25 protein-coding genes and 2 pseudogenes are annotated in these 25146 nt (G+C 48.0%); 2 read left to right on the top strand and 25 right to left on the bottom strand.

What is annotated here, in order from left to right; genetic code table 11:
- The 12 genes and pseudogenes from B9A22_RS01945 to B9A22_RS01890 all read right to left on the bottom strand — a co-directional run.
- The coding region (locus tag B9A22_RS01945; RefSeq protein WP_245823749.1) for an SLBB domain-containing protein at positions 1-635 on the bottom strand (635 nt) is incomplete at its 3' end.
- Positions 632-937, bottom strand: coding sequence for a EutN/CcmL family microcompartment protein (locus B9A22_RS01940; RefSeq protein WP_084573903.1), 306 nt, complete (start codon positions 935-937; stop codon positions 632-634). The genes B9A22_RS01940 and B9A22_RS01945, both read right to left, overlap by 4 nt.
- Positions 934-1731, bottom strand: coding sequence for a hypothetical protein (locus B9A22_RS01935; RefSeq protein WP_084573902.1), 798 nt, complete (start codon positions 1729-1731; stop codon positions 934-936). The genes B9A22_RS01940 and B9A22_RS01935 overlap by 4 nt, the downstream gene beginning before the upstream one ends.
- 3 nt (positions 1732-1734) lie before the next feature.
- Positions 1735-3027, bottom strand: a complete 1293-nt coding sequence (pduL, locus tag B9A22_RS25965) for a phosphate propanoyltransferase (protein ID WP_176215346.1) — start codon at positions 3025-3027, stop codon at positions 1735-1737.
- A gap of 47 nt (positions 3028-3074) precedes the next feature.
- Complete coding sequence (locus tag B9A22_RS01925; protein WP_084573901.1) at positions 3075-3383, bottom strand: BMC domain-containing protein; 309 nt, start codon at positions 3381-3383, stop codon at positions 3075-3077.
- Positions 3384-3412: 29 nt separating this feature from the next.
- Complete coding sequence (locus tag B9A22_RS01920; RefSeq protein ID WP_084573900.1) at positions 3413-4885, bottom strand: ethanolamine ammonia-lyase reactivating factor EutA; 1473 nt, start codon at positions 4883-4885, stop codon at positions 3413-3415.
- A 65-nt stretch (positions 4886-4950) separates the two neighbouring features.
- A complete protein-coding gene (gene eutC / locus B9A22_RS01915) occupies positions 4951-5835 on the bottom strand; it encodes an ethanolamine ammonia-lyase subunit EutC (RefSeq protein ID WP_217805850.1) in 885 nt (294 codons plus the stop codon).
- Positions 5836-5858: 23 nt separating this feature from the next.
- A complete protein-coding gene (locus B9A22_RS01910) occupies positions 5859-7223 on the bottom strand; it encodes an ethanolamine ammonia-lyase subunit EutB (RefSeq protein WP_084573899.1) in 1365 nt (454 codons plus the stop codon).
- A 20-nt stretch (positions 7224-7243) separates the two neighbouring features.
- Positions 7244-7903 (bottom strand): cupin domain-containing protein, encoded by a 660-nt coding sequence (locus tag B9A22_RS01905; RefSeq protein ID WP_084573898.1) that lies wholly within the window; start codon positions 7901-7903, stop codon positions 7244-7246.
- Positions 7904-7962: 59 nt separating this feature from the next.
- Positions 7963-8274 (bottom strand): BMC domain-containing protein, encoded by a 312-nt coding sequence (locus B9A22_RS01900; RefSeq protein ID WP_084573897.1) that lies wholly within the window; start codon positions 8272-8274, stop codon positions 7963-7965.
- Between the two features lie 40 nt (positions 8275-8314).
- Positions 8315-8962: an ethanolamine utilization microcompartment protein EutL gene (eutL, locus tag B9A22_RS01895; protein ID WP_084573896.1), complete on the bottom strand. Its 648-nt coding sequence runs from the start codon at positions 8960-8962 to the stop codon at positions 8315-8317.
- A 111-nt stretch (positions 8963-9073) separates the two neighbouring features.
- A pseudogene (locus B9A22_RS01890) lies at positions 9074-9337 on the bottom strand (BMC domain-containing protein); the annotation flags it as partial.
- 95 nt (positions 9338-9432) lie between these two features.
- Here B9A22_RS01890 and B9A22_RS24905 point away from each other — a divergent pair.
- Together B9A22_RS24905 and mttB are read left to right on the top strand one after the other, a co-directional pair.
- Positions 9433-9708, top strand: a complete 276-nt coding sequence (locus B9A22_RS24905; protein WP_176215345.1) for a hypothetical protein — start codon at positions 9433-9435, stop codon at positions 9706-9708.
- Positions 9709-9986: 278 nt separating this feature from the next.
- Positions 9987-11468 (top strand): annotated as a pseudogene (gene mttB / locus B9A22_RS25960) ([trimethylamine--corrinoid protein] Co-methyltransferase).
- Between the two features lie 119 nt (positions 11469-11587).
- Here mttB and pylSn read toward each other — a convergent pair.
- The 13 genes from pylSn to asrA all read right to left on the bottom strand — a co-directional run bounded on the left by pylSn (position 11588) and on the right by asrA (position 25092).
- Complete coding sequence (pylSn, locus tag B9A22_RS01875) at positions 11588-11911, bottom strand: pyrrolysine--tRNA(Pyl) ligase small subunit (RefSeq protein ID WP_084573893.1); 324 nt, start codon at positions 11909-11911, stop codon at positions 11588-11590.
- A gap of 28 nt (positions 11912-11939) precedes the next feature.
- Positions 11940-12782, bottom strand: coding sequence for a 3-methylornithyl-N6-L-lysine dehydrogenase PylD (gene pylD, locus B9A22_RS01870; protein WP_084573892.1), 843 nt, complete (start codon positions 12780-12782; stop codon positions 11940-11942).
- A 21-nt stretch (positions 12783-12803) separates the two neighbouring features.
- Positions 12804-13973 carry a 3-methylornithine--L-lysine ligase PylC gene (gene pylC / locus B9A22_RS01865; RefSeq protein WP_084573891.1) on the bottom strand — a complete coding sequence of 390 codons (1170 nt, stop codon included), beginning with the start codon at positions 13971-13973 and terminating at the stop codon, positions 12804-12806.
- Positions 13964-15064 carry a methylornithine synthase PylB gene (pylB, locus tag B9A22_RS01860; protein ID WP_084573890.1) on the bottom strand — a complete coding sequence of 367 codons (1101 nt, stop codon included), beginning with the start codon at positions 15062-15064 and terminating at the stop codon, positions 13964-13966. Before pylB ends, pylC begins: the two co-directional genes overlap by 10 nt.
- Before the next feature lie 301 nt (positions 15065-15365).
- Entirely contained in the window at positions 15366-16112 is a 747-nt protein-coding gene (gene pflA / locus B9A22_RS01855; RefSeq protein ID WP_084573889.1) for a pyruvate formate-lyase-activating protein, read from the bottom strand.
- A gap of 68 nt (positions 16113-16180) precedes the next feature.
- Positions 16181-18409, bottom strand: a complete 2229-nt coding sequence (gene pflB, locus B9A22_RS01850; RefSeq protein ID WP_084573888.1) for a formate C-acetyltransferase — start codon at positions 18407-18409, stop codon at positions 16181-16183.
- 321 nt (positions 18410-18730) lie between these two features.
- Positions 18731-18985 (bottom strand): zinc ribbon domain-containing protein, encoded by a 255-nt coding sequence (locus B9A22_RS01845; protein WP_084573887.1) that lies wholly within the window; start codon positions 18983-18985, stop codon positions 18731-18733.
- A 19-nt stretch (positions 18986-19004) separates the two neighbouring features.
- On the bottom strand, positions 19005-19898 hold the full coding sequence (locus B9A22_RS01840) for a radical SAM protein (RefSeq protein ID WP_084573886.1): 894 nt from the start codon (positions 19896-19898) through the stop codon (positions 19005-19007).
- A gap of 105 nt (positions 19899-20003) precedes the next feature.
- Entirely contained in the window at positions 20004-21281 is a 1278-nt protein-coding gene (locus tag B9A22_RS01835; protein WP_084573885.1) for a 4Fe-4S dicluster domain-containing protein, read from the bottom strand.
- Between the two features lie 33 nt (positions 21282-21314).
- On the bottom strand, positions 21315-22262 hold the full coding sequence (locus tag B9A22_RS01830) for a hypothetical protein (RefSeq protein ID WP_139796124.1): 948 nt from the start codon (positions 22260-22262) through the stop codon (positions 21315-21317).
- Positions 22263-22338: 76 nt separating this feature from the next.
- Positions 22339-23286 (bottom strand): sulfite reductase subunit C, encoded by a 948-nt coding sequence (gene asrC, locus B9A22_RS01825; protein WP_084573883.1) that lies wholly within the window; start codon positions 23284-23286, stop codon positions 22339-22341.
- A gap of 13 nt (positions 23287-23299) precedes the next feature.
- Positions 23300-24094 (bottom strand): anaerobic sulfite reductase subunit AsrB, encoded by a 795-nt coding sequence (gene asrB, locus B9A22_RS01820; RefSeq protein WP_084573882.1) that lies wholly within the window; start codon positions 24092-24094, stop codon positions 23300-23302.
- Positions 24091-25092, bottom strand: a complete 1002-nt coding sequence (gene asrA, locus B9A22_RS01815) for an anaerobic sulfite reductase subunit AsrA (protein ID WP_084573881.1) — start codon at positions 25090-25092, stop codon at positions 24091-24093. The genes asrB and asrA overlap by 4 nt, the downstream gene beginning before the upstream one ends.
- Between the last annotated feature and the right edge of the window lie 54 nt (positions 25093-25146).

The following is a 25146-nucleotide window of genomic DNA, read 5'->3' as shown; positions in this document are numbered from 1 at the left end:
GCTAAGTCGGTCATGACTTTCCCCATCATGGGGCCACCGTCAATATAGGCTGGCTGGGCGCAGGTGGCGCCCCCTGCCAAGGCCAGTACTTCGGCCATGGCGGTGCCAATGGGTACGGTCACGGTGACTGGTGACTTGACCGCCCCGGTCACGGTCAGGGTCTTGGTGGTGACTGCCTCGCCCTGCATGGCTTTGGCCACATTGATCAGGGTCTGCACGTTGTTGACGACAACGCCAATGTGGAGCGGGATGCCGCCTGGTGGGACCCGCCGGCCGGTTGTCAGCCAGATGGTAATGACTTCGTCACCAGCCGGGTAGATATCCCGCAGGATCTCAATCCGGATCTGGGGCGGTAATAAGGGTTCAAGCGCTTTGATGGCTGCCTGATATTTGGCCTTGAGCGCGATGATGCCTTCTTTGGCACCGGTGGCCTCCATGGCCTGGGTGAGGCCCTGAAGGAGTAATTCCGGATAGCGGGCTGCCAATTGCTGGTCTGTTCTGAGCATGGGTTCGCATTCGGCCGCATTGACGATATAGATGTCGGCTTTAGCTGCCAGTTTGACATGGGTGGGAAATCCTGCGCCGCCGGCGCCTACTACGCCGGCTGTTTTTACGTTTGTGACGATATCGCTCATACGCCACATCCGGATTCAAATGTCTCTTTGTCAATAATGCCCACGACCATGGCATCAACAGGGATATGGGTGTCTGGCAGGCTTTGTCTGGCCGAAGATCCGCTGGCAATCATGACGATTTCGGTTTCTCCGGCGCCAATCCGGTCACCGACAACCATGGTGTCGCCGCGTCCTTCCAGATACACTTCACCGGTTTCTGTATATTTCATGACCACCGGCTGCACTACCAGAAACTTAAGCCCTCTCAGGGACTCTTCTTTGCGTGTCGCCCACACATTGCCAATGACCCGTGCGATGATCATAAAAACCGAACCCCTTCCCTGTAGACTTCTACTTTCTGCTGTTTGAGTACATCGATGGCCCCTGGCGTAAGGACTGTGGTTTTACTCAGCCGCACGACTCCGCTTAGCCGTAAGGCCTCTTTGTCTGATAGCAGTCTTTTTGCATAGGTTACTCCCGCCGGCTGTGGCTGTGGGTGAGTTTCTGGTGGTTGTTGGCTGCTGTAAGGTGCGGGGATAGTTTGCAAAGCCTGACTGTTGTGCAGTGCTGCCGGTTGGCTGGTAAGGCCTGCAGGCGCCGGCCAGGCTGCAGCGTTCCCAGCCATCAGGACGCCGAATTCGGCGGCTTGGCGGAGATAGCCGGCAAACAGCTGCCGGTATTTTTCCGGTGTTTTGGCGGTAAAGCCCCACTGCACCTGCCCGATTTCCACAGGTATGCCGGTGGCGATTGCCCAGGCCACCAGTTTGGTGGTTGGGTCTGCGCTGAGGCCAAGGGCGATTTGGGCCAGTTGGTCGGGGGTACATACCGGTACCTGCAGACGGGCCCAGTGTGATTGCATCATGGCTTGTTCGTAAGTAACCCGGTTTATTTTGTTGGCTGCCAGTTCAACCGGGCCGATAACACAGACTTCCAGGCTGTAGTCCTGGCTATACCGCTGGGCGAGTTCAGGCAGTTGGCGCACGCCGTCTTGGTGATTGAGCACGATCAGACAGCCTGGCTTAGCGCCTTGTCCCGGAGAGCTTTGGGTGAGCAGGGTTTGCAGCTCAGGCGATGACAGGATCCGAGTGATGATTTCCTTCAGCATGGCTTCGTTCATGAGCTACACCTCCACAATGATACACTCTGTATCTGGTTTTACTAGGGCTGCATTGGCTTCATCGGTATCGAGGTGCAGCTCGCCTTTAAACTCCTTGCTCACCCGGACAAGTACATTCTGAAACAGGGCAGGCCGCTGACTATCGACGCGCACAGTGACCCGTTGTCCGTCCCGGAGGTTCCATTTTTTTGCCTGATCGCTGTGCAGATGGATATGCCGCGCGGCAACGATGGCGCCGTGGTCTAATCGTACGGTACCGGCCGGCCCGATGAGTTCTACGCCGCTTGTCCCTGCAATCTGCCCGGAATCGCGCAGCTCTGGCTCAATCCCCAGTTGAAAGCAGTCGGTAACACTGACTTCTACTTGTGTTTCCGGGCGGACTGGTCCAAGAACACGAACTTTTTCAATGTTTCCTTTCGGCCCCACCAAGGTGACGGTCTCCTCAGCAGCAAATTGTCCGGGCTGGGACAGCTCTTTCCGTTTCTTTAGGGAATAACCGGCGCCGAAAAGTAGCTCCAGATGGTTCTGTGACAGATGGAGATGCCGGTTGGATATGCCGATGGTGAGGCTCCTCTTTTCCCGCTGTTCACTCCGCCGCTTGCAGAGCAGCACATAGAATAGGCTTGAGAGCCGGTTGAGCAGTAGGATGATATCAGGCCGGCTGCAGCTGCCGTCATCGGCGGTAAAGGCACGATTGGCATAGAGTTCAACCTCCCGGATCTTGGATCGCAGGCTGTTTAACCGGGCGACAATCCACCCGTCCTGATAGCTCATGGGCGTGTGGGGGATGCCAAAGTATTTGTCCGGATGGTGGGACATGTCCCTGATCTCGTCTGCTTTCCAGCCAAATAGAGTGCCAAACTCGATGGGCAGCTCACGGACTTCTGCTACCATGAGCTGTTGGGCCCGCAGGGCCACTTCTTCTAATTGGGCTGCGAACTTGGTTTCGCCAGCCTTGACCAGCAGGGTTTGCGTTTCCACCAGGTCACAGCCAAACCGGTCAAGCTGCCCCCGCCAGGCAATGACCGGATGGGTTTTCAGAATCAGCTGCTTGCCCCGCAAGTGGGTCATGTGTTCAGGTTTTGACTCACCTGGGAGCAAAGATGTCTGCACAGTTGCAAGAACATGCCCCATCCTCTGTGCTGAGCCATTTTCGTTGATATATTGAACCTGTATTCCTTGCGACCGCAGAAAATCCCGCGCTGAAGGCGTGAGAATGCTTCCCTGGGGAATGGTTATACTATTTGACTTCGTCTTATGCCAATTGGCCCGTAATTCATGTTCGGAAATAAGCAAATGCACACCTCCCGGTTGTTTCAGAGGTTATCGGCTCGAGACTTTTATTAATTGCCGTAGGCTTTATTATCACCGACAGGCAAAACATATTCTACACTGGCGTGAGGCCGTGGGATAACATGCACACTGACAATTTCACCGACACGTTCGGCTGCCAAGGAGCCTGCATCGATGGCAGCCTTTACTGCACCAACATCACCGCGAACCATTACAGCTACATAACCGCCAGATACATGCTCTTTGCCGCATAAAGTAACGTTGGCGGCCTTTAACATTTGGTCAGCAGCCTCAATGGCCGGAATTAACCCTTTGGTCTCAACCATTCCCAATGCTACTACACTGCGAACTTCTGCCATTTTTATTTCCTCCCTCATGATTTTATCTCTTATTTTTTCGTTTCAAAGACAAGGGTTTTAATGACAACAGGAACAACGCGACCACCCATAAGTGGCTTTCCTATATCGATATAATCCGAGCTGCCTACAGAAAGTTGATCAATACAGATCAGATCTAACGGCTTCGCGTACAAGGCAGAAATTGACTGACCGAGTATTTTGCCGCAATCTTTTTCTATAATTACGATGAGGGTATGTGTGCGCGTTAAGTAATCTTCCATCCCGGCAATGATTCCGTGAGCAAGGATTTGTATATCTTGAAAGGTTAGGGTTTTCGGCCCTTGCATGGCGAGAGCAATGAGATGATTATCCCCTTCTGTCGTTAACGCGTTGACCGCTTTTCTTACTAGCCCAGCTATTTGATCTGCGGTTTCCGGCAAACCGCGCTGACAATTTGTAAACGGCAAAGCCACCAGGACATTACGCAAAGGTAAAGTTTGCTCTTCAACGTGAATTGTGCTTCCGCTTAAATTAACCGATTGTGTTCCGGTACCAATGACTGTTGCCCGCACCGTTTCCAGCGGTTTTATGAGCTCAAAACCTGTTTCAAGCAGGGCCTCTCGCAGTGTCCAACCCAAAAGTGGACCAAAATCGCCAAAACGACTTACTTCCGCTACAGAGGAGGGAGGCTGATCTGAATAAACATGATCTGCTACGCCTCCAGATATCATCACTTTTGCCACAGGGTAATTTAGGGTAAGCGACGGAGTCATAAGCAATTGACGAGTTACTTCAGAGGGAACTTTAGAGTGAAGCACTTCAACTACACAACGTGCCATAGCGGTAGAGACTTCTCTGAGCAGGGATAAGCTAATCTCTTCTCCGATTGTGATCGCCCGATTCAGTGTCTTCATTACAGCTTGAGCGGGTTCTGCAATATAGCTGACACGACTTGTCCCTGGCTCGATTTCAATTAAATGACCGCCCACATTCAGACAAGCCGTATCAATGGCTTCCCCCTCTTGAAATACGGCGTAATTCGAGGTTCCCCCGCCGACATCAACATTAATGATAATTTGATGCCTTTCAGAAGAAAAGGCAGCTGCACCTGAACCCTTCCCAGCATACACAGATTCCAGATTCGGCCCCGCGGTTGCAACGACGAAATCTCCGGCAAAATCAGCTAGCGCTTCAAGTATCGCTTTAGCATTCTCTTTTTTTGCGGTCTCCCCAGTGATGATCACTGCTCCTGTATCGATATCCCGGGAAGTAACTCCAGCCCGGCGATACTCATTTTCTACGATCTGTGAGACTGCCACTGCATTCACCAAGTGATGATTGAGCAAGGGAGTGAAATATATTTGACTGCGGTGAATTACTTCTTTACCCGTGATTTCCACCCGGGGAATTAGAGCGGCTGATGCCGTGTTCTCAAGGGTGAGGCGGCTGATGACAAGCTGAGTAGTCGTCGTTCCGATGTCGATCCCCACACTGATCATCGTTTGAACTGTCGCGTCGTTCATCTCTACTCACCTCTGATAGATAAATATCCTGAAACAATGGCTTAACTCCCATATTAATTAAGCCATTAAGAAATGCGAGTCAGACTTACGCCACTTGCCTCTGCGTGAAGGATCTGCTTTAAGAGATCCACAAGATGGGCTCCTGCTTCGGCGGGAGGAATACCCCCGCGGTGAATGTTCGATACCACCGTGCGATCGGCTTCCACCGTTTTCTCATTGGGACGGTAAATGGTGTACGCACTCAGGCTTTCTGCCGTTCCCAAACCAGGCCGTTCACCTATCAGGGAGATAATTACTTCCGCATTTAATAGTTTAGCAATTTCGTCCTGAACCCCAACCCGTCCATACTTCACAAAGAACGGAGTTCCCACTTTAATTCCCGCTGCTTTTAACCCTTGACTCAGAGCTGGCAGGATATCAGCAACATTGGCTTCAATGGCTGTTGAGCTCAGTCCATCCACCACGAGAATTTGCACTTGAACACCCTTTTCACATCTCTGCAACAGCGTTTGGACAGCCTCGTCTGATAAACGACGCCCTAAATCAGGCCGGGTCAGAAACTCTTCCTTGTTCGCAACCGCAGTTTGCACAGAAAATAGGTTCATACGCTTCAAGAAGTCCTCAGAGACGTCCATGAAAACTGCATCTTGAGCTACTGCATGGTCGGCTAAGAGCTTTAACCAGGAAGCTGTTTTCGGCCGCGCTCCTGCTCTCCCGATACCGATCCGCGCTGTGGTTGCTTTTTTCATTGCTTTTATGGCATCCAGATTGAATGGTTGATCCACCAGAATCTCATCTGCCCCAACAAGACTTACCATTTGTTCTTCAACTGTTGTAGTCATAGCTGCTGCTGACATGACATGCTCTTTCATTGCCGGACTCGTTAACCCTTGTTTTGTTAACTCTGCCAGTACATCCTGAACAATTTTTGCTAATTCGTTCGTTGCCACCGACAAACTCCCTCACCTCACTTTTATTTATTAAAGATGGATGGGTCTCCTGCACGTGCGGTAAGGCGGCCATTTTCCATGATTCCCATCTTCTCCAGCCATTTTTCAAATTCAGGCAGTGGGCGTAACCCCAGGATCTCGCGGGTTGCTGCATCGTCATGGAAGCTGGTGTCCTGGTAACTGAGCATAATATCATCCCCGCCTGCAACACCCATAAAGTAATTGGCTCCGGCCATAGCACATAATAGCGTTCCAATCTCCTGATCGTTCTGATCTGCTTTCATATGGTTTGTGTAACAGGGGGCAATCCCCATTGGCAGACCATGCAGCTTACCCATAAATAAGTCTTCTAAGTCGGCACGGATGACTTCACGGCCGGAATAGATGGTCTCTGGCCCGATAAATCCAGAAACGTTGTTCAGCATAAATGGCCGGTATTCACGACCGAAGCCATATGTCCGGGATTCCAGTGTCATCATGTCCACTCCATTGTGGGCATCAAGCGATACTTCTGAACCCTGACCTGTCTCAAAATACATGAGGTTCGGCCCGGTCGCTGTTCCTTTACGCTTCACAAGTTCAAACGCTTCATCAATCATTTCTTTGGAAATGCCGAAGGCCTCGTTCGCCTTCTGGGTCCCGGCAATACTCTGGAAGACCATATCGACCGGTGCACCCTTCTCAATGGCTTTCATCTGGGTTGTGACATGGGCCAACACGCAGTTTTGGGTCGGAATTTCCCACTGAACCATGAAGTTTTTCACCATATCCAGCAAGCGGGCCACTGTCTCTACATTATCTTCAACCGGGTTAATGCCAATGACTGCATCGCCTGATCCATAGGAGAGGCCTTCTTTCAGCGACGCCATTACCCCTTCTACATGATCTGTAGGATGGTTAGGCTGATTACGGAAGGCGAGCGTTCCCGCTCTCCCGATTGTTGTATTGCAATGCGCTTCATTACGTATCTTTTTTGCGCCATAGACCAAATCGATGCTGGACATGAGCTTGGCCGCACCAGCGATCATTTCGCTCGTAAGTCCACGGCTGATATGGGCAAGATCATCGCCAGTTGTCTTATGGTCTAAGATATATTCACGCAGCTGACCTACTGTCCACGCTTTGATATCCTGATAAATTCTTACATTTAGACCATCATAGATAACCCGGGTCACTTCATCTGCTTCATAGGGGATGACCGGGTTATTATATATATCCTCCAGGGTGAGGTTACTCAATACCAGTTTGGCTGCTACCCGTTCTGAAGCTGATTGGGCTGCAATTCCAACCAGGATATCACCGGATTTTTCTTCATTTGCCTTCGCCAAGACCTCTTTAAGGTCTTTAAAGGCAAAGATTTTATTGTAGACCTTAGCCTTTAAAATCATCAGTTGTCCCCCAATCTCTATTAGTCACAGAAATCAGCCCAGTTTGCTGGATAGGTAACATAGAATACTTTACAAAATGTAGGAGAAGAAAAAACAACCTGACTCCCTTTTGGAATGTAGACGACATCGCCCGCCTTAGCTCTGAAGACTTGGTCGCCCACTTTCAGCATGAAATCTCCCTCAATAATGTAATCTGCTTCATCATAATTTAAAAACCACGGCAGTTCGGAATGGTCAAAAGTCATAAAACCTGCACAAAGATTTCCTTCCTTGGCTGTCACGACATCTGTTAACCCGACTCTCTGGCCAGGAGGAGCCTGATCAAATGGCTGGATTATCACCTGATCACCGCGCACATGCAGGGCTTGCGGATTCGGACAAGCCGGTTTGAGGGTTTCTTCCAGTATTTTCTGGACCTTTTTCTTGAGGTCGTTATCTATTCCTTCCTGAATATGAACTAACGCAGGAGAAGGGGCTGGTTGCGTATTCAGAGTCTGATCCACAGGTATCACTTTGTCCCCTGCTGAAGATAAGACCTGATTTCCATGGGTTATTGTTAATCCAAGTTCCTTGACTAGATCTTTCGCAGAGGGCGTTAAAACACAATTTTTTTCTAAATTGATCTCTTTGCCATGCTTGGCAAGTTCACGTAAGACTGCAACAGATATAAAACGTCCCAATGATTCCACCTCCCAGTTACATGACTAAACTTCCAATGATCTATTTGTGGATAAGGTCTTTATTTCTCACCAAAAGATTTGTTATCTCCGATAGGCAGAATATACTCCACATCACGATGAGGACGTGGAATAACATGCACACTCACAAGCTCTCCCACGCGCTCAGCTGCCGCTGATCCGGCATCGACTGCAGCTTTAACTGCCCCCACATCCCCCCGAACCATAACAGAGACTAAACCTCCAGTTACGTGTTCTTTTCCACAAAGCGAAACATTTGCAGCTTTCAACATCTGGTCAGCGGCTTCAATCGCGGGGATTAATCCTTTGGTTTCAATCATTCCTAACGCAAAAACACTGCGCTCCTGAGCCATAATACAACCTCCTTAATGTCCATTTGATTGACATCCTCTGTTAATACTTCAGCGCATTTTGGGCGATATCGATTACAGCTCGCTGGAATGCGTCACAGGCTGCACGACAAGCGCTTTGAGAACCTGTTAGTAATGCACCCCCGAAGTTCGTTTCCGTCGGCGGTCCATAAAACGCTTTCATCTCTACTTCTGCCGCTTTAAGCGCAGCATCGATACCGTAGACGGCCTCGATGGGAGGAGCTATTAAATAGGCCAGCGGCTCTCCTTCCTGAATTCCGGCAATCTTAGATAGGTAGCTGCCGGTTCGGGAAATTGTATGCGGATACCAGGCCGTTTGTCCACCATCACAGGTATAAAAGAAGGCTTCGTTTTCTAAATGATCGATACAAGCAGCAATCCCCGCACTGATTTCGGCAGGAGTCGGCGCGGCCAAGATTCCAATGATTTCCCCGGACCGTGGTCCTGAAGCATGAGCTGCACCAGCATAAAAGCTTTTGGCATAAACCACTTCAACCTCTGCCTTTTTCGTGGCTTCGTCCAAAGCAGTGTACGTGGGATCATCCATATTTGACGTGATCATCCCAATTGAACGTTGATAGTCCTTCAATCCGAGTTGCGCTGCTAAATCTGGTGCAACATTCGGAATGAGCCGGACAGCTAAAACTTTTGGCTTAATAGGCTCAATCATAAGGACCCTCCCTACTTGTCTTAATCATTACTTTGCGGGTTCTGCGGGTTTGGTTTCAGCAGCTTTCGTCTCACTGGTTTTCACTTTCGGTTTCTCATCAAAATTGGGTAACTGCGGGAGAATTTGCTCCAATTCTTGATGAGGACGCGGAATCACATGGCAACTCATGAGCTCCCCAACCCGTTCAGCAGCTGCTGCACCAGCGTCGACGGCAGCCTTAACTGCCCCTACATCGCCCCGCACCATTACTGTAACGAGGGCTCCCCCCACTTTGACCTTGCCAATGAGGCTGACATTTGCAGCTTTAACCATGGCATCGGCTGCTTCAATCGCTCCAACAACACCTTTGGTTTCCACCATACCGAGGGCAATCATTTCTCCTTTGTACGCCATTGTGTCTAATCTCCTTTCAATTTGACTAATCAATCACAGGTAAAGAAAACACGACTTGCGCCGAGCCTTTGGCGACGGTGGAAGTCGATGTTGCCCTTATCCAGACGGAAAGTTATACTTTCTTACAGGATAAAGAAAACACGACTTGCGCCGAGCCTCTGGCGAAACCGGAAGCCGCTGAACCCCCGGATCCGTTTATCCATAATATTGCAACAAGTCAGATATTATCTAAACCTTATTCTAGCAAGAAGCGTGCCAGCCATTTTCCCAAAGAAATTCCTATATATAGCTCGATTCTAAAGTGTCTTAAAAGAAAAAAACGATATTCTGCTAAATCAAAATTGACTTCCTAAGTCAATTTCGGGCATAATTTTCTTTTTTTTCTGTGTTTACAAACCTGTCAAAGATCAGGGGTTAACAAGGCCACCCGGTTTTTCCGGGTGGCCTTGTTATGTGCTCAATAATTGGCATGATTATTGCATGTAATTATAACTGTGATGTATGTATGGCTATCCGAAGGAGGTGAACCCTTTTCCCCAATCGGAACTACGGTAACACCATAGCTTATAGATAAGTAATTTCGGAGGTGAAGTTTTTGACAGTCAGAGGGTTACGCGCCGGTTCCACCCGTATGGAAGGAATCGGACTCAACATGTTTACCTATGATGAGCTCTATGATATCCATCTCGCCACTCTTGATGTGCTTTGGAACATCGGGGTCAAGGTCGAGAGCGAAGAAGCCCGGGAGATTTTTTACAGCAATGGTTGTACGTTAAACCGCGAGACCAATATTGTTAAAATCCCGGCTTACTTAGTAGAGGACTCCCTGCGCTCCATCCCTAAAACCTTTCGGGCTTGTGGAAGAAATCCTGAAAACGATTGGTTGAATGAGGGAAACCGCACTGGTTTCGTCAACTTTGGCGAAGCAGTTCGCATGATCGACCCCTATTCACGGGAAATGCGCAAGCCCTTTAAAAAAGACGTCGATGACGTTACACGCTTCTGCGAAGCCATGGATCAGATCATCATCTTTGAACGGGCCATCGGCCCATCAGAAGTCGATCCAGACGTGGCTCAAGTACACATTGCCGAGTCCTTCTATAATTACTCGACAAAGCATGCCTACATCGGCATGAATCGTCCTGAAAACATGCGCGCGGTTGCCAAGATGGGTTATCTGGTCTCGGGGGGTGAAGATAAGTTCCGCGAGCGTCCGCTGTTCTCGCAAAGTACAGACCCTGTCAGTCCTTTGGTTCATTCCAAAGGTGCTACAGATACTCTGATCGAGGCCATTCGCCTGGGCGTCCCGGCCAAGGTCAACTCAATGGGACTTGCCGGCGGAACCACTTGCGTTCACTTAGCCAGCACCCTGGTAACACATAATGCTGAAATCCTCAGCATGCTTGTACTTAGCCAGATGGTGAAAAGGGGCCATCCCATGGTCTATGGAACTTCCACGACCATGATTGACCTCCGGACGACAGTTGCCTGTGTTGGCACTCCAGAGCTTGCACTCTTTAGCTCTGCCGTAGCCAAACTTGCCCAGTTCTATAATTTACCGAGCTGGGTCGCCGGGGGATAGACTGATAGCAAAGTCCCTGATGCCCAAGCAGCACATGAGTTTACCCTGACAGCCTTATTACCAGCGTTAGCAGGCGCTAACATGATTTATGGCTTAGGGATGCTGGAAGGCGGCCTCACCTGGGACTATGCTCAACTCGTGATGCAGAATGAGATGGCCCGTATGATTCTGCACACAGTGAAAGGAATTCCTGTAACAGATGAGAAAATGGCAGTCGAAGTTGTTCGCTCGGTAGGACCCGGCGGAGAATTCATTAGCCATGATCATACGTTCAAGAATTTTAAAGAGCTTTCGCGATCACAATTGCTTGACCGCAGAAACCGAGAGGCTTGGTTAGCTGATGGCGGCAAAGACATCGTCGAAACCTCTTATGCAAAGGCTCAGGATATTCTCGAGAACTTCAAAAATCCTAGCCCACTTCCCGAAACTATGCAGCAGCAGCTTCAGGAAATTGTTAAGGAAGCGGAAGCCGAAACCACTGAGATTAAGGCTAAGGAAAAAGAGGCTTCCAGGAAAAAGCCGAAGTTCTAATGACTATCCTAACCGGTTAAAAAAAAGTGAGGGAACCCAAAGAGGATTTGGGTTCCCTCACTTTTTTTAACTACCAAAAGAAAAGGTTATCCCTAGAAAGATAACCTAATTGCCGTGTGTTAAAGTTGTGCACCATAATGCTGACTCATCATCGTTGATGAGTATTTCTGAAGTTTCCATTCAGGTACCCTACACATTGGACAGAGGCCAAAAAACAATTTGTTCCTCATCCAGCGAGCGGCGCGGCTGTGTTTAGAATTATGAATGATAAACTGCCGATTGCAGTGGGTCACAATCTCGGCCAGGTCTCCCCTTCGGGTCATAGACTTGATTCCATGCAACGTTCCATTACGAGACGGCCAGAGTTTGATCTTTTCGACTAAGTTAAAAAAATCTACATTTTTGCGATAGTATCTCTTCTTCTCTTTTGCTGCCTGGCTCACTGATTCCGCCTCCCTTATCAATCTACTTCTAATCTTCCTTTACAATATCATCCATGATCTCATAGAGCATCGTCGCCACTCCTAATTGGAGTGGATCATGAATTAGCCGATTCTGGATTTGGGCTAAGGCTTCGGAGTGAATCCCTAACGGCACTCCAGGGGCTGCAACATAACTATCAGAATAAAGATGATCGGGTGTGATAAACTCAGCTTCCGGGCATGCATCAACGATGACTCGATGGCCTTTTAAGGCCGTATCGAGTTCTCTCTCGACGTGGAAATCCTGGCGATCTAAAACCGCGTTAGCCAATTTTTCGCTTGCATTAGAGTTCTTATCATAAACATGGACTTTTCCGCCGAAGTCGAGAACGGAAAAGACTGCGGCAGTTCCCACAGGACCTGCGCCCAGTATGAGTACACTTTGATCTTTCAAACCTCCGGTCATATAATCTAGAGCCGCAACATACCCCTTACCTGTTGCTGCACTATTGTCAGAGCATTGGCCTGTTTTCAGGTTAGCTGCGATAAATCGCTCATCATCAGCCATGAAAATAATTACTGCCTTCCGCTCTAATGCTTCTGCAAACCCTTTGGCATCTGAGGAGTTTGTAACAAAAGCCTTCGTCCCAAGAAAAGCTAATATCCCTGTGACAGTCTCTGAAAACCCACCAATAACGCCCTGCCCGCAGGTCATCGGGATAACTGCAATCGGTCCTAGGCCCCGAAGTTTCGCCTCATCCACCCCCTTTATGCCAACAGCATGGGCGGCTATTTCTGCAAGTGTATGTCCGGTTTTGTTTAGTAACTCTTGGTTATACTGATCCATTTGGTAAATGATTCGATCAATATCGCTCTCTTTCAGCCGAGTCATGCCGCTTTCAGCTCCTTACGTTCAGATACCTGGTGGATAGGGGTCTAGAATCTCAGGAATATTGAATGCCATTTGAATTCTTTCAAGAACAGAATCGCGTTTATCCCATGCATCCTCAGGGCTCGTTCCCCGGGTAATTAAAGTTAATACCCAATCTTTTTTTCCTGGGGTATAGTCAGTCAAAGCTTCATCTGCTCCAAAAAAATCTGGCACCAGCTTCAACGGACCCGCCTCAGCCAAAATATGCTCACCTGAAACCTCAATTTTTTCAGATGTCACTTTGCAATGCTCGTAAATGACAAATCGCTCATTCTGTCGAGGCCGCTTAGGAATGGGAATATACAAACTTTCCTGGACAAAGGAGTAACCTAAACACTCAACCATATTGATTCCTGACGAATGATAGACTGCAGTTGGGGTCTGGCTTGGTATGCGGGCATCAATCTCTAAGACCTTTAGCTTGCCATCATGAAGAATGGCCTCAACATCCATTATTCCATTTAATGAAAGTTCGCTGGCTATTTTTAGTGCAATCTCCTCAAATTGACCCATCAACCGATAATCAAGTGCTGTTGGAGCGAGAACCCGCTTGCAATCATAAACCCTGTCCATTTCTGTCTCGGTTATTTGGAATACCCGATACTTCCCTGCAAATCCAAAAACCTCAATCGAATACGCAGGCCCGTCTAAATACTCTTCTATGATCCAATCATCATCTATATTCTGGCTGCGAATGTGATCTAATTCTTCTCTTATATGAATAATGTGAACACCCTTACTCCCACTCTGTCCTGAAGGTTTTAGCAGCAGCGGAAACTGGCACTCTGGCCATGGGCGCGGGGATGGAACATCCAGAGCAGAAAACAGTCGATTGGAGATACACTTTGAGGAAGAGACAGCATAGGCAGCAGAATCGAAGGCCAGTGGAATTTGGGTAATTCTTGCTATTTCCGCTAAAGCCTGTAAGACTGCTGCATCCTCGATGGCAGGAATAATTAAATCAATTCCTGCCATGCAGGCGATAACTTCTTCCGCAGAAGTAAGGATATCGAGACAATGAAACATATCGGTAAGCCCAGTTGCTTGGGCTCGTTCCCTCCGGTCAAATAAAACTACTTCCCAACCCGCCTTTTTTGCCAGATAAGTTGCTTCTACTCCTTGCAGCTTACCACCGATAATCGCTACCCGCATTTAACCCCTTCTCTCTCTAGGTTTGTGAGGAACGCTTGTCGAGACTTAATCCAGGTTTGATATTCGCCCTGAGTTGCAGGTTCCAAATTATTGAGCCTGAGAACTGGAATGATTTTTTCGACTGTACGGTTCCCATCACCAATATCAAGAGAACTTTGAGAAACACCTGCCATGCCTGATGAAGGCGGAATAATCGAGGTGATGACGTTTGCTCCGGAATTTAGCCGTTTATCTAAGCCCTTTAAGCCATCAACATCTAATGTGGCAGGAATCAAGCGATCTGGCATAACCAGCCGCATAACCGCAATAATCAACAATTCACGAAAGTGGGAATTGGTTCCCCAATCCGCTAACGGCGTATTGTCCTGAGGAACAAATGTCATGACTCGAACTTGATCGGCCCCCATCTTTTTCATCATAAGGATCGAATCGGCAATGTCCTCGGTACTATCTCCCACGCCAGCTAACAAGCCTTCTTCGATTAAGTAGCCCATTTCTTTAGCCGCACTCTTGCTCTTCATCCGTTCATCATAACTCTGCTCAATTCGCAAACGGCTGTAGAGGGTTGGATTATGAGTTTCTTGGTAACATGCGTACCAATCGGCGCCTGCCTCCCTGAATTCCCAAAGGACTTCCGGAGATATCAACCCTGGTGATATCATGATTGGTGTACTAGTTTCTTGTTTAAGATCTCTCACCATTTGCACAAGATCCCTAAATCCATGTTTTGAATTATGATATTGCGGATCTTCACCCATTGTCAGATCTACCAAATGTACCCCTGAATCAACTAAGCCATGTGCTGTGGACATGATTTCTGCACAATTTTTTCTATAGCGTGGAACACTTTTATTAGACTTACGATAGAGGCAAAATGTACAATCGTTGCGACAGTATGTAGAAAAATAAGCAAAACCGTAGAGGAATACTTTGTTCTGAAAATACCGCTCACGAAGTTTTCGGGCGACTAAAGTAACTCTATTCAGCTCATCTTGCGAGGTTATACTCAATAAACTTAAAACTTCTTTATGGTTAAGTGCTATTTCTTGTTCCGTTTTTTTAAGAATTTCGTCCAGCTTAGACGCTTTCATGCAATTACCTCCTTTGCTTTGACTAAACTAATTCATTCGTTTAGCCTCTGTTCCGAAAATCAGCTTTATTCAATATCTAAAATGTGATGCAAAATTTATGCCAACCTTGCTGTATCCTTTAGAATCACGAAAACCCATTAGATTGCCTAAGAAGAAGCGGGTTCTAAAGCATTTGACCTAATTACCGAACTTTTTGTAAGTTTCAAATTCAAGTCAAGAATATAGTTCATGAGTCATTATTAACTCTCAACTCATTAAAAAAGGAGCCAGCGTCCGGTCATCCGGCGCTGGCTCCCAATATTTAACCTGCCTTAGTTTCGTATAAAACGTCGATATCATGCTCTTTCAACAGTGCCTGTACTTTGGCTATATCTTGTGGTGTCGCATCCGGTACACCCTCTAAAAGATAGGCTTTGCCAAGCTGTGCCCATTTTTTCCGGCCAAAGGTATGATATGGCAACAGCTCTACAGCAACCTGACCTGGTAAAGATTTTATCATAGCGGCCAAAGCGTCAATATCATCCCTGCCATTCGTTATGCCAGGAATGACTACATAGCGCAGAGCAACAGGCAATACTTCAGACACTTTCTTAAGATTAGCCAATATCTTGGAGTTATCGCTACCAGTCAGCCAGCGGTGTTTGACAGGGTCAACGGCTTTAATGCTGAACAAAACGGCATCAGTATACGGCAGCACGCGATCTAGACTTTCCTCCGGGCAATTTCCGGCTGTATCAAGGGTCGTGTGAACCTTTTTTTCACGGCATTGTCTGAATACCTCGGCCACAAAATCAGGCTGCAGAAGCGCCTCACCACCTGAGATGGTAATTCCGCCACCTGAGGCTTCGTAGTACCGGCGATATTTTCTGATATCGGCCATTACTGCTTCGACACTGATGGTTTTTTCACCACGCACCCAGGTGTCTGGATTGTGGCAGAATTTGCAACCTAAAGAACATCCGGCCAGAAATAATACATAGCGAATACCCCGGCCGTCAACGGTCCCGAATGTTTCTACAGAATGATAGTATCCATATTGCTGCGACATAGTTCTTCCTCCGTTTAGCGTCATTGCATCATTGCCTACGCGACATATTACCGACGCAAAATCAATAATTAAACTGCTTCGTAGAAGGTACGGCTGATGACTTCCCGCTGTTGGGCAGGGGTCAGTTTGATAAAGTTTACTGCATAGCCTGAAACGCGGATAGTGAGCTGCGGGTATTTCTCGGGGTTCTCCATGGCGTCTTCCAGCACAGCAGGGTCAAGCACGTTCACGTTGATATGGTGACCATCGTTTTCTGAATAACCGTCAAGTACGGCTGTCAGGTTATTGACCCTTGAATCGCAGCATTTGCCAAGGGCACCAGGCACAATTGAGAAGGTGTAGGAGATACCGTCACGGCAGTCTTCATAACTTAGTTTGGTTACTGAGTTACATGCTGCCAGCGCACCACGCTGATCACGACCATGCATAGGATTAGCGCCTGGAGCAAAGGCTTCACCGGCCTTGCGACCGTCAGGTGTTGAACCGGTTTTCTTACCATACATAACGTTTGAAGTAATTGTCAGCACTGACAGAGTTTGCTCAGCACCGCGGTAAGCCGGATGTTTTCTCAGGTTAGCAGAAAACTCAGCAGTGATCTCCTGGGCAATGAGGTCAACCCGCTCGTCATCATTACCATAGCAAGGAGCCTCGCCGATGATTTCGAAATCGGTGGCAATACCGCGCTCATCGCGGATTGGCTTGACTTTGGCATGTTTGATGGCGCTCAGCGAGTCAGCAACAACTGAAAGGCCGGCAATACCGAAGGCCATAAGACGGCCGACTTCTGTGTTGTGCAGTGCCATTTGCGCTCTTTCGTACGCATATTTATCATGCATGTAATGGATCAGGTTCATAGTGTTGACATAGAGGCCGGCAAGCCAGTCCATGACAACAGAGTAGTTCTGGCGGACTGCAGCGTAGTCCAGGTACTCTCCTTCAAGGGCAGGAAGCACAGGTGCTACCTGCTGGCCGCTGACTTCATCCCGGCCGCCGTTGATGGCCATCAAAAGCGCTTTGGCCAGGTTTGCACGGGCACCGAAGAACTGCATTTGTTCACCCACACGCATGGCTGATACGCAGCAGGCAATCGCATAGTCATCGCCGTAAGACGGACGCATTACATCGTCGTTTTCGTATTGGATAGCGCTGGTGTCAATCGACACCTGGGCGCTGAATTTCTTAAAGTTCTCAGGCAGCTCGGTTGACCAGAGCACTGTCAGGTTCGGTTCAGGTGCCGGCCCAAGGTTGTAGAGGGTATGCAGGGTGCGGAAAGAGGTTTTGGTTACAAGCGGACGGCCATCAAGACCTACGCCGCCGATAGCCTCGGTCACCCACAAGGGATCGCCAGCAAACAGTTCGTTGTAGTCCGGAGTTCTGAGCTGACGCGCCAGTCTGAGCTTGATAACAAGCTGGTCAATCAGTTCCTGAGCCTCCTCTTCGGTGATGCTCCCCTGAGACAAGTCCCGCTCAAGATAGATATCAAGGAAGGTTGAAACCCGGCCTAAAGACATGGCCGCACCGTTCTGCTCCTTAATGGCAGCCAGATAACCGAAGTACAGCCATTGCACAGCCTCAGCTGCTGTTTCAGCCGGACGGGACAGATCAAAGCCGTAGGCTTTAGCCATTGTGATCATTTCTTTGAGTGAGCCAATTTGGCGGGAAACTTCCTCTCTAAGGCGGATTACCTCTTCAGTCATTGGTCGCTTTGCCAACTCATGTAAATCTTGTTTTTTGGCTTCAATTAATCGCGTAATGCCGTAGAGTGCAACCCGGCGGTAGTCGCCAATAATCCGTCCACGACCATACGCATCAGGCAGGCCGGTAATAATGGCAGTACTGCGAGCCAGTTTCATTTCTTCAGTATAGGCCATGAATACGCCGGTGTTGTGGGTTGTTGCATGATTATGGTAGATGTCGCTAATGCGCTCATCCAGTTTATAGCCATAAGCCTCGCAGGCTTGCTCAGCCATACGAATACCGCCATTGACAATAACGCCACGCTTGAGCGGAGCATCTGTCTGAAGACCAAACACAGTTTCCAAGTCTTTATCGATATAGCCTGCTCCGTGAGAGGTTAGGGTTGATACCTTGGAAGCGTCAACAGCAAGAACGCCGTTATTCTTGATTTCCTGTTTAATAAGTTCGCAGCACTTCTCCCAAAGCTGGGTTGTCTTAACAGTCGGACCTGCTAAAAATTGGCTGTCACCTGCATACGGAGCATAGTTCTGCTGAATAAAGTCGCGAACATTGATGTTCTCCTGCCAAACCTGACCTTTGAATCCTTCCCATGCTTTCATGTGTAGATCCCCCTCTTGAAATATTCAAACAATTAAAATATAAGACCGCCTGGCATGAATGCCCAGGCGGTCGGCCTTCACCTCATACAAAACCGTGTAATTCTTACTTGCTTCCGCCCGGTCTGCAATCGGTCACCATTAAGTTTTACGAGACAAGCATTTACATTAATCGAGTTTAATCGACATTTTCTTCGCCTGTGTATTCATTATGCAACACAATATGCAAACTTGTCCAGTGGTTGACGAAAAGTAGTTTTATTCTAAAATTTTGATATAATCACATAAATTAAGGGGTAGTTCTTAGAACCACCCCTTAATTTGCTATTTACGCCATCTTTTCAATTTAGGCAGATGCTCTTTTAGCAGTTTTCTGGCTGCCGCTTCGGTCATGCCATGTTCTTTCATATGCGGCACACAAATCTCAATCATGCCTTCCAGGTTTAGGTCAGGCTGCTTGAATTGCCCGCCTTCATAGCAGTACATGCAATATTCCTCAGTTTTGGTTCCATCTGACTCTGTACCTAACAGTTCCTGGCCACTAAGCGGCATACCGCAGCTTTGGCAAAATTTGTCCATAATAACACCTCTTTCTCTTTCATTCAACATTATTATAGGGGTCCCAATCCGTCACATGGGCTAATTGGGCCTGAGCGGCCCTAATATCGTCAAGCAGCCTATCCTTATCTTTAGGGAGTGTGGCCGCCAAGGCGATATGGTTAGAGATGTGGGTGCTTCTGAACAGACAGTGGCTGGCTAGCGGCAATTCAATGCCACTGACCAGTTCATAGAGTTCCCCCATAATGCCGGCTGGTGGCAACGGCGTAAATTCGCCGCGTTCAAATTGATCTAATAGCTCACTGCCCCGGTACAACATAAGTGTCAAAGCACTCAGCATATTCGGACGAATGGCGTTTATCGCCTGGGCGGTATTATTGGCATGACGACTGGAATTTTCTTTACCCCCAAGACCGGCAATCACCATAACTGACAGCTTAATACCGGCAGCAACAATTCGCTGCCCAGCCTCGATAGCCTCGGCCGCGCTGACACCCTTGTTGACCGCGCGGAGCACGACCTCATCACCTGACTCCAAGCCATAATAAACAAGCTTTAGCCCGGCCTCCCTCAAGGCAATCAATTCTGCCCGGGTCTTATTCAGCATATCCTTGGGGCCTGCATAGCAGGAAACTCGCTGCAGACGGGGAAAGGTTTGCTGCAAAATAGTTAGGATTGTAAGCAGCTTATCTGTTGACAATACCAGCGCGTTACCATCTGCCAAAAATATGCGGCGGATATGCTGGGCATACGGTTTGGCGGCGTTAATCTGGGTGATTATTTCGTCCATAGGACGGGTGCGGAACTTAACTGACCGATACATATTGCAATACGTGCAGGCGTTGTGCGAACACCCAATCGTCACCCGTAAGATAAAACTGTAGGCTTCACTTGGCGGGCGAAAGACATTCCCCTCAGCATGATCAAAATACAAATACATCGCCCCTAATCTAATTCATTGGAAATATAAGACAACTCAAATGTATCAAAAATAAAAAGAGTTGTCAAAAGGAACGGCCTTTTGGACAACTCTGGGCAATTACCGCTCTGTATACTTTTTGGCCCCTGCGGCAATGGCGCTTAAGAAGGCTGAGCGTATTGGCTTGACTGCCATAAACGCTTTGACAGGAGCTGATTTTTCAATCACAGCGGCAATACGCCCTAGCGCCCGGTGACTTAACCGGGAGGGGTCGTCAAAAAGAAAGTTGCTCAGTTTTCCCCGTTCAATCGCCATCGTTACCATACGGTCAAAAGTTGTCTCAGGCACCACGACCTGCTGCTTACGGCCATTCATACTAATGCAGCCCCGTTTACAGGCTGAGTAGCATACCCCGCAGCCCAAACACAGGCTGGAATCACACACAGCTATCGGGCGGGTACTGCCTACCTCAAGTCCAATTGCGTCCACTGGGCAGCCCTTGACGCATAGGCCGCAGCCAGTACATTTGTCTGCAGTAATGTGAGCTGCCCAGTTAGAAGTAATCACAGCACTCCTTAAATCGAAGGTCTTAATCGCTTGAATCATGCCACAACAGCAGCCACAGCAATTACACATAAATCCGACCGAGCGCTGTACATTGTCGGCAATTTGCACCAAACCGGCCTGTTTACACTGTTCGAGCAAAACCATAGCCTCACTGATACTTGACTGCTCGGCCATTCCCTTCTTTATCAGCATATCGGCTCCATTGTTAAAGGTTAGGCAGGTCTTAAGCGGCGCTGCGCAGGCTTTTCCCAGATGACTGGCTTTGTGGCGGCAGGCGCACAGCGATAGCCCGACCGTCTTGGCTGACTGAATAACATGACTGGCCTTTTCCCAGTCAAGCACCTCCGAGTAGTCACCGGCCGGCAGCGCCTCTTCCTGTACCAAGGCGCGCCCTAGCTGAGTATTCTCTTGAAATACATCACGGGCAAATTTGTCATCGCGATACATATACTCTTCAAACAACTGCGCCAGCTCGCCCATGGGTAAATCGTCACGGGTGCGCATATAGACAAATTCAAAAAAGCCAATCACAACAGGCGCTAACACGACATGACTCTGGCCCTGGTATTCAAAGTCAAAGACTAAACCCTTTTCCGCCATTATGAGGATCTTCTGCTGCAGTTCTTCCTGCTGAAGGCCGGTTTTTCGTGCCAAAGCGGCGACCGAAGTGGGGCGCAGCGGAATCTGCCTGGCAATAGTGGCCTCAGCAGGGGAAAATAGCAATTTCAGTATTTTGATAAAGACCGGCGAATATGGTGCGCCAGTTATGTTTTGATCAAGGCGCTGCTGTAGCAACCGGTATTCACGTTCACCGTTAACAATATGCCCCAAGGCTCAGACCTCCTACGCTTAAGCAATTACGCCTCACAATGCAAGAATAAAGAATAAAAGCATTACCCCTTCGGTAACAAAAAAACCAGCAATACCAACCTTTACTCCCAAATTTCGTCCAAATACCGCGATAGTACGCGGCAGCGATGAGGCAAATAGGTCATAAATATTGTGAGCAATGGATATCAAGAACAGCAGCGGCACAATATTTTCAGGATCAAGTATTCCTTCCTGCCAGGCTGCGCCCACAGCCGCCACCCCGCCGATCATACTAATAAGCCCAGCACCTATGAGCGGTATGACGTTCACTCCAATCAGACCACCACTTAAAGACAAAACATCGGCGAACACTAGCAGTGCTCCGCTCTTAACTAACAGCATAACAATAGCTGACATAGAAAACATCCATACGGCAATCCTGATAAACGGCTGCAAGGTCTGCCTAAAAGCATGCTCAACTGCATGTAGACATGTACCGAGACTGTCTCCAGTGTCCCCACTGTCTTTAGCCGCTCCGTTGTCCAATCTGCGATCAGACCACAGCTTAAGCAGAACCACGCCAATAATGGAGATCATGATAAAGGCTGCAAAATACCCTGCTAAAAATCGAATGGCTGCCGAGCGCGGAAACAGAGCCACCATGAGTGGAATAAATGAGAATATAAAAAACTGAGTCACCGCTGGTGCCTTAGCTGCTAAGTTTATGGCAATTACCTGCCTGTCAGCCAAATCAAACTGTTTTCTGGCTGCCTCTAATGCTACCATGCCAGCCGTTCGGTCGGCCAGAGAGAGCAGCATCACCAGCACCGCAGTTCTGGGTAGCCCTGTCAGCCGCTCAACTAATGGCAAAAGTTGATTGGCTCTAGTCGAACCCCCGCCATTTGACATAAGATTAGCAAGGAACAATCCAATAAATATGGAAGGTAGTGCTTTTTCCAATACTGTGTATGCTGCTGTGATAGCAGATAAAAGTTCGCTCATAATATCATTATTATAGCAGAAAGGACTGGCATTACCAATTCAGGTATTTCGCCTGATCCATCCCTACTGCTTTAGCTTACCAGTTAGTGGATTCGGCTACTTGGGCTTCAGGATTAAGTATGATATCTTTTAAGATCCACTCCTTAAACACCGGGTATCCCGTCCGGTCAACAATATAGCCGACATGCTCCTTACCGCCTGGGGCCTCTTTGTCAATGAACTGGTCAATATAGGCATAGGTATTCTTCAATATTTTTATAATGCTTGCTTCGTCAATCCACCGGATAAATGGCTGGGCAATCCGGGGATTCTTCTTGCCTGTCCGGCCCATGATGACTAATTGATACAGTTTGGTACTGCTTCTTGTCCAAGCACTTGTAGGGCATTTAATCACGCATTCGCCACAACCAATACATTTTTCGTTATCGCGGACAACTTTGAAATTTTCGAACTTAAGGGCACCGGCAGCTCTTTTCTTGCAGTTGGTAACACAGGACTGGCAGCCGACACAACGGTAAGCGTCATATTGCGGCTCATTCATACCAATGATACCGTAGTCCTGCATCCTGGACTTAATACAATCGTTGGGACAGCCGGTGAGAGCAATTTTCACATGGTAGTCGTTAGGAAATATAACCTGCTCAATACGCTGGGCAAAGGCACTGGTATCATAGTTGCCAAAAGGACAAACCTTACTGCCGATACAGGCTGATACATTGCGTGTACCTGCCGCCGGATAGCCGCTTCCTAGACTAACCTGGCTGATATTCAAGCCTTCAATGATCGGCTGCAGCATAGCGTTGACTTCAGCAATCTTGTCCATAGCTATCCCGGGGATCTCAAACCCTTGTCTGGTAGTCAGGTGTACTGTGCCATTGCCGTAAAGCTCAGCTGTCTGCCTGATAACATCCAGGTATTTAGCATCAAGATGCCCGCCGGGCACCCGTATTCTGGCTGCTGTTTTATAGCGCTCTTTGGTAACCCGAAACGCATTCTTTTTTAAAACTTTGGTGTTAATATCCATGCTCCTTGCCTCCCTAATCCATCAGCATTTTGGCCTTGGCGTAATTAAACACCGGGCCTTCAAGACAAATATAGGTATCGTCCATTTTGCAGTGTCCGCATTTGCCTACACCACAGCACATTTTCCGCTCATAAGAGACCCAGATATTTTCTTCAGCAGCCTTGTTTTTCAAGAACTCGGCTACGGTAAACTTCATCATAAGCGGCGGTCCAACGATGATGATTTGGGCTTGGCTGAAATTGGACACAGGGATATCTTTGACATAAGTAGTAATAAGTCCGGTATTTCCCCGGTAAACATTGTCATTACTTTGATCTACAGTCATTACAACATTGATACTCTTTTGCCATTTTTCCAGGTCAGCCTTAAACAGAATATCCTGGGGAGATTTAAAGCCAACAAGCAGTGAGAATGATTTAGCCTCAGTTGGATTAGCCGCAAAATAGTCGACAATTCCTTTGACTGGTGCCAAACCAGTGCCACCGGCAGCTACAATAATATCTTGGCCTTTATATAAATCAACATCAAAGCCGTTACCATAAGGGCCGCGTAAGAATAAGGAGTCGCCTTCCTTGAGCTCATGAATGGTATTAGTCACAACCCCAACCCGGCGGATAGTTAGTCCGATATAGTTTTCGCCAATATCGCTTACCGAGATAGGAGCCTCGCCGTATTTGGGAATAGAGACCTCAAAGAACTGTCCAGGTTTAACAGGACCGGTATATTCCATGTAAAAGGTATAGTCAATGTCAGTGTGTAGAACAATTTTCAAAATTTTAGACTTAAACGGTCGATAAATATTGCTCATGCGTTAGCCTCCTCGGCTGCTTTAGCCAGTTTGTTAATGCAATTGGTGAACGAGATATATTCTGGACAGATATCGTCACAGCGACCACAGCCAACACACATATGATAACCAAACCGTTTTTTATAATCTCCGATTTTATGCATAACCCGGAAACGCATTCTATCTCCCTTACTTTTGCGGAAGCCATGGCCGCCCGCCATGTCGGTATACCCGTCAACCATACATGAAGCCCACACCCGCCGGCGTTCACCAGCATTAGCATTGTCTTTATAAAAAATATCTTGCATCGAGAAGCAGCTGCAGGTTGGGCAGACAAAGCTGCAGCGTCCACACCCCAGACAGCGGGTCGAATATTCTTTCCATAAAGGTGCTTCAGCCACTTCAGTAAGCGCTAGCTGGTCAGGAACTGTTACAGCAACGGCGTTCTCCTGGATAAAACAAGGCTCGACCTGAATCTCCTGCTCACCACAACAGATAAACTCGGAGTTATTGACGCCGACATAGACAAATTCTCCAGCTGGCCTGACAAACAAATCATACTCGTGCGTACTATTTGTCCCCATGCTGGCGCAAAAACAGTTGGCAAAACTCTCCTGGCATTCAATTAGGGCAAACCGTACTTTTTCGCGAAAAGCCTGATAGTAAGGGTCTTCAAAACCATTGCGCAGATACATGTCATCCAGGCGTTTGATGGCATGGATATCGCAGCTCCGGGCAAATATCAGCAGTTTTTTATCACTGATCTTAGGTTCTGCCCAATTATCTTCCGTAAAGTAAAATAATGTTTGGGTAATAGGCAGCACGATTTCTTTGGCCGAATAATCCGACTTCTGTCCAAAGTCGATTTCCTCAATCATTTTGACTTCTTTATATCTGACAGAATCAGTGTTGGTAAAACTACCTTTCCCGGGAAATATTACCGGTGCATAAATAATGTAGTCCTGCTGCCAGTTTTGAAGGTATTGATTAAAGCGTGCTGTTGTCATTTTATACGACATTGCTTGTCTCCGCCCCCTTTTATCCTTTTTTTAGCTTCATGTTACACGAATAAC

This window comes from Sporomusa malonica, assembly GCF_900176355.1.
Lineage (GTDB): Bacteria > Bacillota > Negativicutes > Sporomusales > Sporomusaceae > Sporomusa > Sporomusa malonica.
This window is presented reverse-complemented; position numbering and strand designations above follow the sequence as displayed.

Bases quoted from the DNA above. Each gene is read 5' to 3' on its own strand.
- B9A22_RS01940 (WP_084573903.1), bottom strand. From the start codon at position 937: ATGATCATCGCACGGGTCATTGGCAATGTGTGGGCGACACGCAAAGAA.
- B9A22_RS01935 (WP_084573902.1), bottom strand. From the start codon at position 1,731: ATGAACGAAGCCATGCTGAAGGAAATCATCACTCGGATCCTGTCATCG.
- B9A22_RS01925 (WP_084573901.1), bottom strand. From the start codon at position 3,383: ATGGCAGAAGTTCGCAGTGTAGTAGCATTGGGAATGGTTGAGACCAAA.
- B9A22_RS01920 (WP_084573900.1), bottom strand. From the start codon at position 4,885: ATGAACGACGCGACAGTTCAAACGATGATCAGTGTGGGGATCGACATC.
- B9A22_RS01910 (WP_084573899.1), bottom strand. From the start codon at position 7,223: ATGATTTTAAAGGCTAAGGTCTACAATAAAATCTTTGCCTTTAAAGAC.
- B9A22_RS01900 (WP_084573897.1), bottom strand. From the start codon at position 8,274: ATGGCTCAGGAGCGCAGTGTTTTTGCGTTAGGAATGATTGAAACCAAA.
- eutL (WP_084573896.1), bottom strand. From the start codon at position 8,962: ATGATTGAGCCTATTAAGCCAAAAGTTTTAGCTGTCCGGCTCATTCCG.
- pylD (WP_084573892.1), bottom strand. From the start codon at position 12,782: ATGACTCGGCTGAAAGAGAGCGATATTGATCGAATCATTTACCAAATG.
- pylC (WP_084573891.1), bottom strand. From the start codon at position 13,973: ATGCGGGTAGCGATTATCGGTGGTAAGCTGCAAGGAGTAGAAGCAACT.
- pylB (WP_084573890.1), bottom strand. From the start codon at position 15,064: ATGAAAGCGTCTAAGCTGGACGAAATTCTTAAAAAAACGGAACAAGAA.
- pflA (WP_084573889.1), bottom strand. From the start codon at position 16,112: ATGTCGCAGCAATATGGATACTATCATTCTGTAGAAACATTCGGGACC.
- pflB (WP_084573888.1), bottom strand. From the start codon at position 18,409: ATGAAAGCATGGGAAGGATTCAAAGGTCAGGTTTGGCAGGAGAACATC.
- B9A22_RS01845 (WP_084573887.1), bottom strand. From the start codon at position 18,985: ATGGACAAATTTTGCCAAAGCTGCGGTATGCCGCTTAGTGGCCAGGAA.
- B9A22_RS01830 (WP_139796124.1), bottom strand. From the start codon at position 22,262: ATGAGCGAACTTTTATCTGCTATCACAGCAGCATACACAGTATTGGAA.
- asrC (WP_084573883.1), bottom strand. From the start codon at position 23,286: ATGGATATTAACACCAAAGTTTTAAAAAAGAATGCGTTTCGGGTTACC.
- asrB (WP_084573882.1), bottom strand. From the start codon at position 24,094: ATGAGCAATATTTATCGACCGTTTAAGTCTAAAATTTTGAAAATTGTT.
- asrA (WP_084573881.1), bottom strand. From the start codon at position 25,092: ATGTCGTATAAAATGACAACAGCACGCTTTAATCAATACCTTCAAAAC.